We start from the raw sequence: 10,544 nt of genomic DNA, 5'->3' as shown, positions 1-10,544 counted from the left end.
ACTTTACCGATCCCAGCAGTTAATTTTGCGTCAATACCATCTACAGCCGTTTTAGTTGCGTCAGTGGTAGTTTTAATCGTCTCAGTATTTTGTTTGATCTGGTCCGATTTTGTATTAATTTCATCAAGCTTTACGTCAATCGCGCCCAAATCGCTCTTACTCGCCAAACTACCGTCAGCCCCCGCAGCAGCATCGACAGCCTCCGCCAATGCGTTCATATCTCGCACGACATCAGCAGTCATGTTTCCACTAATTATCGGCAATCCTAAATTCTCTGTCGGCATTATATCCCTCCGTCTCGTATTTCTGTATAAGTTTTATTTGTCGTTAATAGTGCGTCATAAGTAGGATATGCGCCTTTAAGCATGTCGTAGGTAACGAACTTAAATTCATACTCTACCGCCAAATGCGCTGGAATAATCTCACGCAATACCGCCTCTAAATCCGATAAATTGGACGGCACTCCGTAACTCGACGTAAATTTTATGACGATAATATATTCTGAGTAGCGTTCGATAACTTCCGTTTCGCCACCGTAATACCCGTCCGATATACTCTTGATATGTTCGGCTGTAACTACGCCTGCACCGCGCAATCGGGCTTTAACGTTACTGCGACGCTCGCCTAACGTCTTATTCGTATCCGTGACAACTCCGCAAATACGCTCCCACTCGCGAAGTCCCCAAGTCGCTGTACTGACGTTAAATTGCAGTAGCAAATCGTCAATGCTCGCGTTGAGCCTAGCAAACTCCGCATCTTCTGCGGATAGCAATTCGCTAGATTCTAAAAGTTCGTTATAATAAGACGGAACGTAATCTATTAATTTACGATCAAATGGCATTGACGTTCACCGCCCCTAGAATCGCAACCTGTTCGTCAGTTACTTCGACATTGACAATACCGCCATTTAGCGTTAAATTTGCGTAATCAATGATTCGCGGAACATCAAGCAGTATCGCAGCAATTCGCGTGTAACGGATCAATGAATCGTTAAAGGCGAGCGATTCGAGATAAGCGTTTACAGCCGTTTCGATATCCGCCTTCACTTCATCGATAGTCGCTCCGACCGCAAGCGTTAAATCTGCGCTAACATTAATCGGCACTTCTGTAGCACCCACAACAGTAACACTGGCGCCTATAGGACGTTCTTCTGCAATATGCATTACTACTGCGTCAATGACCGTTTGTGATGGCGATTTCTTATCGTCTCCGAGCAATACGACTTTGACCGTACCTGGACCGTTCCAAATAGGGTATACTCGCGCATCACCTACGCCGGATACTTCGCGTGCCCATTGCTCGTAGTGATATACGTTGCCTGACGTTGCTGGCTTGCGGACTTTATCGTAAACTCGCTCTACTAAAGATTCGTCTGATTCTTCGTCAACTCCATTATCGAATGCTAATTCGTTTGTAACGGTAAGCACGCCAGCTAAATCGCCTGCAACGGTATCAATTTCGCCAATATCAACATTTCCGCTAATTCCGCCGATTAACGCTTCAACAGTAATTTTCGCTGTACCTATCGTCAAAGTTACGTCATTTAACGTTTGAAAGTATACGCCATCGTCCGTTCGTACTTGCGTAGATTTCGGAACTAATTGACCTTGCGGACCAATCAACGTTACTTCGCCTTTCGCTTTTACCGAAGGCTTACGATCAACGCCGAAGTCGGACGCTGATAGCGTAATTAAATCTGACGGCATATCTTCGTTAAGAAATGCGTAACTGAGCGTTGTATCAAGTGCTATATAAGCTTGCGCTAATTCTTGCGCTGCAGGGTCGGATAAATCGTAAGAAATATCGCCTTGTCGCTTACCTATATCGTCGCCCATTGCAGCAAGCATACGCTCTAATATCGCTTGTTCTGTTTCGCTTGTAAATCGCGGTGTAATCGTCATCCAATCGCCACCTCCTCCGTTAATAATTCACCGTTTACTAGTTCGACTATCACTTCTACAAGTACGCCATCCGAGCCATATTGCGTTACAACTATGCTAGGTACAGACTCGATACGGTCATCGTAAATAATAGCCTCACGCACTAACCGCGGAATTTCTACGTCCATAAGTTGTTGCGTAAGATTATGACCGAGTAAATCGAGTATTTCTTCTCCATAGAAATCATCGTAGATTAAGTATCGATTACGTGACGTCATTAATGCTTTGCGAATATATTGCCGGATAGCTTCCTTATCATCGATAAAAGTACGGATACGTCCGTTTTCTAAATCAATTTTCCACGTTTTAGACGGCTGTATAAAATTATCGACCGATTCCGTTTGTATCTCTTCGTCGTTTACTACGTAATTAATAGGCGTCAATGCCACGTTAAATCACCGCCTTATCTAGTACATAAACTAGTTGACCGTCGTTGGTGATTGCGACAATTACACGGACACCAACCTGCAATTTAGCTACAACACTGTCTGCCATGATAATGCCTTGCTCTGGAGTATCAATCGAATCACCGTCAACTCTCACCAAGATAGGAGACACCGATTGAATAATCGCAGTTGTAATCGTAGTTGGTTGCGTTTTATCTCCACCGAACATTTGTAACAAGCGTGATGCACCACTTCCTTCTAATTGTGTCATTTCTTCGTTTCTCCTTTCTTAGTCGTAGTTTTCTTCTTCGCCGGTTTTGGTCGAGTAGTTTCATCCGAATTAATCTCGATTTCAGGCAAGTCGTAAGTCCGCGTTAATTCGAGCGACATCGTATGTTGTCCGGCGCTGTATTCATGATTGACTGATGTTACGTAATATCCTCCGTTGGTTGCCGTCATTGAGTTTATGATATAAACTGGCGTACCGACATCTACTTCGGGAACTCCGAGCACAGTGACAGACAATTGCTCAGCTACAACGGATTGCTCTTTCAGTAACGCTTGTGCTCGCTGCTTAACTTGTGATGCCTTAGCCTTTTCGTCCATCTCTTCTATTGCCTGCAATACTCCGTACTTCTTACGTTTCTCTGCGTCTTTAACAACTACAACTGTTTCTTTACCTTTCGCTCCGCCGATTACTTTAACTTGCGTTTTGGTTTCCTCAATAGAACGCGAATAAGACGCTGAGATTAAATTCTCGCCGTCCTTGAATTGGTATTTCGTTTTTGATACACCTTCCGTCAGCGTTAGTTTACCGCCTTTATTTCCGACAAAGAAACGTCTATTTGTTTGTCTGCGCGTGATAGTTAATGCCTTTAGAATCATGTCATATAGCGTTTGATTGCTGAGACGTAGGTATGGAATTACGTATCCTGTATCGGCGATGTCTCCGATTAATACTCCGAAATCAGTCGCTAGAGTACGGATGATGTCGCTCGCTTTTTTATTAATGAATAAACGAGAATCGTTTGACTTAGCGAAATAAACGTTACTATCATATGCAGTGATGTTTAACGAGCCGTCTGACGATATGTCGTATGCGAACACAATTCCTACGAAGCGAAGCACGTTATCATACCGAAACGCTATCGGATCACCTTCGTTAATCTTAAACGCACGTTTACGTCCATCTTCGGAAGCTATCATTTTTAATGTGAGTGTTCGATTGAATTTAGAAGTGTCGCCACTTAACGTTATAGTTTCGACAAACGATGTAATTCCTTGATTGTTTAAGATAACGCTGATTGTCACGGTATCACCAACTTTTGTCCAGGGTAAATTAAGTCCGGATTTTTTCCTATAACGGATTTATTTGCGTCGTAAATTTTGCGCCACTGATTACCGTCTCCGTAAACTGATTTAGCGATTTTCCAAAGTGAGTCACCTTTAACGACAGTGTGAGATTTAGGTTTAGTCTTATCACTTTTTGGACGTTCTTCTTGCTTTGCCGTTGTTGCTGGTTTCTTTTCTACTACGAGTTGCTTCGCTTTCACTGGACGATATTCAGTCAATGAAATCGAATAATAAATATCACCAGGAGCGCCCGCCTTTTCCGGCTGTAACGTAAATTCCTCAACAAAGACTGGGAGGCTAATCGGAGTACCTGAGATAATTAATCGGATGTTACGTCTATCATCACGCCATTCTTCGATTTTCTTAACCCACTCCCACGGCTGCGGAAATCCTTTATACTCGCAATAAGTTGCGTTATAATCGCGTGGAAAGAACGAAGAGAACGAAATCTTTTTAAGACCACGTTCTCCAGGTAGTGCAACTTCGCCAAGATTTGCGATAGTCACCGTGTTTAATCCGAAAGGAGACGGGTATTCAATTTCTGCAGGATTTACTGGCAATCGCAGGTAAACGTTATGACGATCTTTTAACCAAAACTCAATACGGTTCTTAATAGCCAACTTGCGTCGCCTCCCTTTCGATTAATTTCGCTAACTTATACGCAATCTTTTCGATGTCAGCTTCTTCGCGGACGGTGAACTGGTTGCCTGTGATTAAGACGCCTCCGCTCGCCCCATTTCCGCCGTTGCCTTGCGAATACTCTCGGTTTTCCTTCGCAGTCATAATGCGCTCACCTTTGTGCAGGCGCGCTGAGTAGCCATCGTACGGTACGGAATCCAGACCGCTGTAGTGCGATTTCTTGCCACCTTTTTTGCTTTTTCCTCCACCAGCTCCGATAGCGTCGCCTATGAACGATACTGTCGAGCTGATTCCGCTAGTTATCCAATCCGGCAATTTTACGGAACCTAGATAGCCGATAAAATCCTTAACATATCCGTATGCTGTCTGTACCCAACCGCCAAGCGTTTCGAACCATCCTTGAACGATTTCGAGAGCGCCTGAGAAGCTATCTAACGCATTTTTAACGCCGGTTAGGATAAACTCGACAAATGGCGCTAATACATTGTCCCATAACCATTTGATTACGGTAGATAGTGCCTCGAAAGCTATGCCTAGTGCGGTAAGAATCGGTTGTGCAATCGCCCATAAAGTCGAGAATAATTGAGCTAGGAACGAAATTGCGGGTGCAATGACGTAATTAAATACCATCATCGCAACATCTCCGATAACTTGAAGCATGTTCCAAAAGCCACTTAAATACGGCTCAATGACTGACCATGCATTCGAAATAATCGAACCAACCGTACTCCATACCGTAGAAAACGCTGTTACCAGTTGTTCGAAAATCGGAGCAAATTGCGTCACTTTTTCGGCAATATACGTTTTGACTTCCTCGAATTTCGTTTTAATCGATTCGAACGAGCCATCTCCGAAGATATTATCGAATACTCCGCCGACACCGCCTGTTTTAAACGCATTCTTCAATTCGGATACTTTCGTTTTGATTCCTTCAATAATTCCGTTTACTCTCGTTGCAATGTCCGGAGGGAATAGCGCACTCACTAATCCAGTCGCACCGCCGGATTTAAATGCGTTCCATAGCTCGCCTACTTTTGATACGATTCCATCAATAACGCCTGGGACAGAGCCCCAATTATCCGTGATACTAGAGGCGAAATCAGTAACCTTAGGTATCAGCTCGGATAATATGCCGGTTAGTTTGCTAATTACGCTGAGTATGACAGAACCAAGAGGTGCTAACGCTTTAACAACATCAACGAGGATTGACCAGACATTCCCTAAAACATCTAATAATACCGGACCATTCTGTTTGGCGTACTCAACAAATTTTTGAAAGCTTTTAGATTCCCCTAAACTTGCTGACCACTGTTTAAATTTTTGGGTCATGCCGACCAGACCGTTTTCAACACCGGATCCTAATGGTGCAAAGGCTTTGAACAAATTAAAAATGCCCGAGAATGTGTTTCCAGTAATAGTTAAAAAGTTCTTAAGACTTTTTGCTGCATACGTTTCTAGCCATGTGAAAAAGTCTTTTAATCCGCCGCCATCAATGGATTTGTTAAAGCCTTGCATTAGTTCAACAACTACATCAGAAACATTTTTAATTGTGGGTTCTAAGCCCTTTAGTATTTTCTGAGTAGTTTGTAGCCCTGCGCTAAAAGCTGTGAATACTGGCTCTTCAAATTTCTTTGTAAATCCGCCCCAAAAATCTTTGAACTTCTGCAGATCCTTTAACGCGCCTTGTTGGGCCGCACTCATGTCAGCATATAGCGAAGCCAGTTCTTTTTGGGCTGCTATTTTCTCTTTAGCAGTATCCGCCTTTGCGAGTTTTTCTTCGATTTTCTCTACTTCCTTAGATGCCTCGAATATATCGCCAAGTGACGATACTGCGACGGCTCCAAACGCTGCAGCACCGATTCCAGCGGCTGCAAACGATGCCGCCAACGCACCAACTCCAACGATAGCCGGTCCAGTTGCGGCTCCTAGACCGGCAATTCCGCTCGTCAACAGCGATGTTTTCTTCGCAACGTTAGAAATAGATGACCCCATATCGCTTATACTTTCGCTAACTTCGCGACTTACATGATTCATTTCATCCATCATTTTCGCAAGCTTGCGAAGCTGTGCGGAACCCCGATCCCGAACCTTGAATATAGCCGTCAAATTAATTGCCATACGTTATCCTCCTTTCTGGCGTTGCCGTTCTTTCTCCGCCTTTTCTTCCTCCTCGATAACGAGCAACTCAGACGCATAAATGAAGTTTTTGTGACGCCTATCTAACGAATAAATTTCATGCGGAAGCTTGTGTTTGTCTTGCCATATGCGGTGTAACAAGAGCGACTCAAGATCCGCTTTAATTAGTTTTTTGCTTCTTCGATTTCTTCCTCATCGTTAAATCCAGATAACGTTAAAATTGCGTCTTGCAACGACATGATTTCTCCTGCTAATAGCGATTTTTGAACGCACTCTCCGGCGTCTGCTGCTCCGAAATGTTTAAGTAAATCGGCGTTAGAAAAATTAGGTTCAACTGTTGCTTTAACAATAAGTAGGCGGGATACTTCTTCTTCGTTTACCTTCTGTTCCATCTTCTTGCCATTTTTCACTGGATAAGTAGCCTGATCGCGAATCTTATCGATATCTTCGCCAGTAAGTGCCTTAATCGTAAAATCCGCACCTAAACGTTTAATTTTCACCTGATCCGTAATTTCTGCCGCTGGCTTTGCTCCTAGTAATGCTTGTAATGCGTTTTGTGCCTCCATATATAAAACCTCCGTTATTTGAGTTTATTTTCGAATTAAAAAGACGCTAAGAGCCGTAGCCCTTGCGTCATAATTGCGTTAATTAAATTCGGATTTCTTCGAATCCTTCGCAAACGAATTGCAATTCCTGTTCGATAGGACTTCCGTGTTCAAAGTTGATGATTGGAATGTTCGTAAACTGTACACCTTTAACACGAATCTTCTCGGCTGCTAAGTCGTATGCTTCCGGGTCCTCTACTGCAACGATAAGTTCAGTAACATAAGCCCCTCTGCTATCATCAGAGATTTGACGAATTTTTTTCGTAAAGTTGTTGTTCATGTGATACGATTTGATAGTTCCACTATAAGATACGCTCATAGCCTTATGACCGACCGCACGGGTGCCTGAACGCTTGATTTCTTCATAGTTTACTTCGCCTGAAACCTCAACGCCGTACACGTTTGTAACCCATTCACCGTCTACAATTAACTTGCCATACGATCCGCTGGCTACTGTCGTAGAGTTCATTGCCATATTTATCTTCCTCCTGCGTCATATTTGCGTTAAAAAGACGACTACTAAACAGTAATCGTCAAGAAAATACGTTCCATGCTGTCTACTTCTGTATAGGCAACTGCGATAAATACTTTGTCACCTTCCGATTTATATCGAGTGTCCAGTGCTACTGCAGGATGCATTAAAACGTTATCCGTCTCCATCAGCTCCAGGTACGCTTTAATTGCGGCGATTAACGACGCCTGTCCATTCGGGTTATTGTCGACTTTACCGATATAGCTGTCGCGTGCTGTCGCTGGAATGTCCGTTGCTACGGCTTGTTCAGCGCGAGTAGTGCGGATTTTGCCGCGTTCTGTAGCATTTGAGTCTGTAGTTACGCCTTGCTCGATGCGGACTTTGTTGCCGTCTTTGATGATTACGAGTGAGCCGCTAGTCAACGCTGTATTTACTTGCGAGTTTTTAAGTCGTAAAGTAACGTCAGCAATCGGTAACTCAGCGTAAGTAATCGATTTGTTAATCGGTGTGCCTGCGATTAAGCCTGCAATATAAGCCGCATAATCAGCCGACTGAACTTCGGTACCGTCCGCTAAGATTACGCCAGTTACTAGGTTGACGATGTACGGGTCCTTTAAAATAACTGAACGCGCATTGCCTGCCGTAATATCCGCATCGCTCGCCTCGTCTCCACCAGCCACGTACATGAAGTGCTTGCCTTCCTCGCGACAATTCGCTACCCATGCTTTAGTAGCCGTTTGCTCTGCAGCATCGATTACAGTCGGGTATACAAAGACGTTAAAATCTTGTACCGAAAGTGCGTCACGTAAATTAGCGTATTGCTCCGTTGCTGTACCCTCGCCAAGCGCTGGCACTGCGTAAACTAAGACCTCTTTTGCGCCACCTTCTAAAATTCGCGTAATTGGCGTTGCATTTGCGTTGCCTACTAAATCAATTCCGTCTGAAACGGTTTCAATTGTATAAAATTTGCCTGCTACGGCTGCTCCGCCTGAGTACGTAAAAATCGGTACTGCTACCGTTCCGCGTGAGCCACCCGTAATGGATGCGATAGCTGCGTCACGGAAATTGATATACAGTCCAGGACGCACAGGTAAAGACGTAGCATCCCACTGACCACCATTCGCCATAATTAAATTCCTCCTTTGGTAATTGTCGCGTGAATCTCTTGCATTTTTTCATATATCGGTTGCGTATAAGCTTCGAGCATTGAAACGCTAAGAACGCCAACAACCGCGTATACTCCGTCCGTTTCCGTTTTAAAAGTCGGAGACATAGAAAAAGACTCAAACGTTATAAAGTCGTTAGAGCCTCGGAGTTTTACTTTCTTCTTGAGATGATCGCGCAAACTAGCGCTAATTAATTTCGATTTATTTAAGCAATCTACTTCGCTATTTCCGAAATAAATAACTTGATATGGTCGGCTGATTTCGTATGCTGCTTGCGTAAAATCTGAGTCGCTATCGCCTTGCCATCGTATGCCAATCGTATTAGCAACGTAATTTAGTGGTAAGTCCTGCTTATAAAAGCGAGTAACGCCTACAGTCGCCAATAAATCACTTATCGTATCGATTTCTTTGATTATGTCCGCCATAGACTACCATCCCGCCTTTTTAAGTTCGGATTGAATTTCGTCCTCAATCCATTTCGCCCATTTTTCTTTGTTTTGTTGCGCTGGCTTATCGAGGAATTTCTTCTCACCACTAACGTTCGCTCCGCCCGCATCTTCTTCGTGAATATAGTAAGCGTAGTTAAATCGCCTTGATCCGCGAGTTGCATTTGCTGTAATTTCAACACCAGCACCGTCGCCATCTGTAAATACTTCTGCTGCAATACTTCGTCGTAATGTACCGCCTAACTTCTTAGGACGCTTATCAATCGGTGCAATATCGACCGACTCGGCTTTCCAGTCGTTTTTGACGTCTGTGAGTCCGTTCTTTAATCCGCGTGCTGTAGCGTCGACTGACTTCTCAAGCGCCTTTGCGAGTATGTCTGATTCAAAATAAAATTCGCTACTCAATTCGTCACCTCACAGAAAAACGGACGTCAACGCAACTTTGCCGTTAACCATCCGCGTGTATTTAATCGATATTGGCTCGCGCTCGATATTGTGGCCGAGCTCGTTGGTGAACGAAAACTTATCGTTATAGCCAACGTCAGGCATTTTATCGAACATTAATTTCAGCGATGCCATAACTTCCTCGCCAAGCTGATTCGTGACAACCTCGAAGCGTTCCGTTGCTCGGACCGCATACTCAACTGGCTCTGCGTAATCATCAGTCGCCCAACCATCGTTATTGTCTGCGATGTATTTACGTACAGATGCCTTTTGTTTCAGTGGTACAATCGCCATTACAGCGTCACCCACTTTATGCGTCCGTTATTACTGTCGATATCCGGATTTACTTCGAAAATTAAGTCGCGAATATCGTCTGTGATTAAGTCGTCGAGTTCTTTTTTCGCCCAATCCTTAAACGTAAACGAAATGCCGTCGATACTGAATCCGGCAATGCCGCGCTGTGCCATAACGGTAGTATCGTTAAAGTTAGCGTTGAGCACGCAAGCGAATAAGTAGCAAGCTTCGTTTGGGATCGCGTAGCCTTTAAATGCTCGACGCAAGGTACGCTCACCAACGTTTAGAAACCGAATTTTTGTCGTATCATCAGACGCTAAAAAATCCTCATTATCAACCGCATGATACGTAACATAATCGGTTACTTCGACTAGATTCCATTCCATACGTTACACCTCCGTTTTATTTAGTGGAGGCTGTACGTTTAGCTGGCGCTTTGGTTGCGGGCTTTGTTCTGCTTCATCGACGTGAGTTGCGTCTGTTAATCCGTCTAATACTGCAATTTCGTCTTTATCTTCTGTTGTGTAAATGCCGTTATTAAATCGCTTTAGTTCGCCTTTGGCGTAAAAACCTAGCGACTTATAACGTGATTCGTATTTCGTCATGATTGCGCTCCTTTCGTTAATAATGCGTTAAAGGCGGTGCGAGACCGCCGATTTCGCT

The 10,544-nt window shown here is 43.9% G+C and carries 16 protein-coding genes; all 16 read right to left on the bottom strand.

The window, feature by feature from the left end:
- The coding region (locus tag ACVWXS_RS17125) for a hypothetical protein (protein ID WP_456959293.1) at window positions 1–263 on the bottom strand (263 nt) is incomplete at its 3' end.
- Window positions 264–283: 20 nt separating this feature from the next.
- Window positions 284–841: a putative phage tail protein gene (locus tag ACVWXS_RS17120; protein WP_456959292.1), complete on the bottom strand. Its 558-nt coding sequence runs from the start codon at window positions 839–841 to the stop codon at window positions 284–286.
- Window positions 831–1,901, bottom strand: a complete 1,071-nt coding sequence (locus ACVWXS_RS17115) for a baseplate J/gp47 family protein (RefSeq protein ID WP_456959291.1) — start codon at window positions 1,899–1,901, stop codon at window positions 831–833. The genes ACVWXS_RS17120 and ACVWXS_RS17115 overlap by 11 nt, the downstream gene beginning before the upstream one ends.
- Window positions 1,898–2,329 (bottom strand): DUF2634 domain-containing protein, encoded by a 432-nt coding sequence (locus ACVWXS_RS17110; RefSeq protein ID WP_456959290.1) that lies wholly within the window; start codon window positions 2,327–2,329, stop codon window positions 1,898–1,900. The genes ACVWXS_RS17115 and ACVWXS_RS17110 overlap by 4 nt, the downstream gene beginning before the upstream one ends.
- Window position 2,330: 1 nt before the next feature.
- Entirely contained in the window at window positions 2,331–2,597 is a 267-nt protein-coding gene (locus tag ACVWXS_RS17105; protein ID WP_456959289.1) for a hypothetical protein, read from the bottom strand.
- On the bottom strand, window positions 2,594–3,637 hold the full coding sequence (locus tag ACVWXS_RS17100) for an XkdQ/YqbQ family protein (protein WP_456959287.1): 1,044 nt from the start codon (window positions 3,635–3,637) through the stop codon (window positions 2,594–2,596). The genes ACVWXS_RS17105 and ACVWXS_RS17100 overlap by 4 nt, the downstream gene beginning before the upstream one ends.
- The gene (locus ACVWXS_RS17095) at window positions 3,634–4,299 is read right to left on the bottom strand and encodes a LysM peptidoglycan-binding domain-containing protein (RefSeq protein WP_456959285.1); all 666 of its coding nucleotides are present in this window, start codon (window positions 4,297–4,299) and stop codon (window positions 3,634–3,636) included. Before ACVWXS_RS17095 ends, ACVWXS_RS17100 begins: the two co-directional genes overlap by 4 nt.
- The gene (locus tag ACVWXS_RS17090) at window positions 4,289–6,436 is read right to left on the bottom strand and encodes a phage tail protein (RefSeq protein WP_456959284.1); all 2,148 of its coding nucleotides are present in this window, start codon (window positions 6,434–6,436) and stop codon (window positions 4,289–4,291) included. Before ACVWXS_RS17090 ends, ACVWXS_RS17095 begins: the two co-directional genes overlap by 11 nt.
- A gap of 182 nt (window positions 6,437–6,618) precedes the next feature.
- A complete protein-coding gene (locus ACVWXS_RS17085) occupies window positions 6,619–7,020 on the bottom strand; it encodes a phage tail assembly chaperone (protein ID WP_456959282.1) in 402 nt (133 codons plus the stop codon).
- An 82-nt stretch (window positions 7,021–7,102) separates the two neighbouring features.
- A complete protein-coding gene (locus tag ACVWXS_RS17080) occupies window positions 7,103–7,528 on the bottom strand; it encodes a phage tail tube protein (RefSeq protein ID WP_456959281.1) in 426 nt (141 codons plus the stop codon).
- A 50-nt stretch (window positions 7,529–7,578) separates the two neighbouring features.
- Entirely contained in the window at window positions 7,579–8,658 is a 1,080-nt protein-coding gene (locus ACVWXS_RS17075) for a phage tail sheath subtilisin-like domain-containing protein (RefSeq protein WP_456959279.1), read from the bottom strand.
- Window positions 8,659–8,660: 2 nt separating this feature from the next.
- Window positions 8,661–9,122, bottom strand: coding sequence for a hypothetical protein (locus tag ACVWXS_RS17070; protein ID WP_456959278.1), 462 nt, complete (start codon window positions 9,120–9,122; stop codon window positions 8,661–8,663).
- 3 nt (window positions 9,123–9,125) lie between these two features.
- Window positions 9,126–9,548: a hypothetical protein gene (locus ACVWXS_RS17065; protein ID WP_456959277.1), complete on the bottom strand. Its 423-nt coding sequence runs from the start codon at window positions 9,546–9,548 to the stop codon at window positions 9,126–9,128.
- A gap of 9 nt (window positions 9,549–9,557) precedes the next feature.
- Window positions 9,558–9,881 carry a hypothetical protein gene (locus ACVWXS_RS17060; protein WP_456959276.1) on the bottom strand — a complete coding sequence of 108 codons (324 nt, stop codon included), beginning with the start codon at window positions 9,879–9,881 and terminating at the stop codon, window positions 9,558–9,560.
- Window positions 9,881–10,267 carry a hypothetical protein gene (locus ACVWXS_RS17055; protein ID WP_456959274.1) on the bottom strand — a complete coding sequence of 129 codons (387 nt, stop codon included), beginning with the start codon at window positions 10,265–10,267 and terminating at the stop codon, window positions 9,881–9,883. The genes ACVWXS_RS17060 and ACVWXS_RS17055 overlap by 1 nt, the downstream gene beginning before the upstream one ends.
- Window positions 10,268–10,270: 3 nt before the next feature.
- Complete coding sequence (locus ACVWXS_RS17050; RefSeq protein ID WP_456959272.1) at window positions 10,271–10,486, bottom strand: hypothetical protein; 216 nt, start codon at window positions 10,484–10,486, stop codon at window positions 10,271–10,273.
- Window positions 10,487–10,544 lie beyond the last annotated feature (58 nt).

Source organism: Lysinibacillus sp. TE18511, from assembly GCF_054062295.1.
This window is presented reverse-complemented; position numbering and strand designations above follow the sequence as displayed.

Coding starts and splice junctions, on each gene's coding strand:
- ACVWXS_RS17060 (WP_456959276.1), bottom strand. CDS start 9,881: ATGGCGATTGTACCACTGAAACAAAAGGCATCTGTACGTAAATACATC.
- ACVWXS_RS17050 (WP_456959272.1), bottom strand. CDS start 10,486: ATGACGAAATACGAATCACGTTATAAGTCGCTAGGTTTTTACGCCAAA.
- ACVWXS_RS17070 (WP_456959278.1), bottom strand. CDS start 9,122: ATGGCGGACATAATCAAAGAAATCGATACGATAAGTGATTTATTGGCG.
- ACVWXS_RS17090 (WP_456959284.1), bottom strand. CDS start 6,436: ATGGCAATTAATTTGACGGCTATATTCAAGGTTCGGGATCGGGGTTCC.
- ACVWXS_RS17055 (WP_456959274.1), bottom strand. CDS start 10,267: ATGGAATGGAATCTAGTCGAAGTAACCGATTATGTTACGTATCATGCG.
- ACVWXS_RS17120 (WP_456959292.1), bottom strand. CDS start 841: ATGCCATTTGATCGTAAATTAATAGATTACGTTCCGTCTTATTATAAC.
- ACVWXS_RS17080 (WP_456959281.1), bottom strand. CDS start 7,528: ATGAACTCTACGACAGTAGCCAGCGGATCGTATGGCAAGTTAATTGTA.
- ACVWXS_RS17085 (WP_456959282.1), bottom strand. CDS start 7,020: ATGGAGGCACAAAACGCATTACAAGCATTACTAGGAGCAAAGCCAGCG.
- ACVWXS_RS17115 (WP_456959291.1), bottom strand. CDS start 1,901: ATGACGATTACACCGCGATTTACAAGCGAAACAGAACAAGCGATATTA.
- ACVWXS_RS17105 (WP_456959289.1), bottom strand. CDS start 2,597: ATGACACAATTAGAAGGAAGTGGTGCATCACGCTTGTTACAAATGTTC.
- ACVWXS_RS17075 (WP_456959279.1), bottom strand. CDS start 8,658: ATGGCGAATGGTGGTCAGTGGGATGCTACGTCTTTACCTGTGCGTCCT.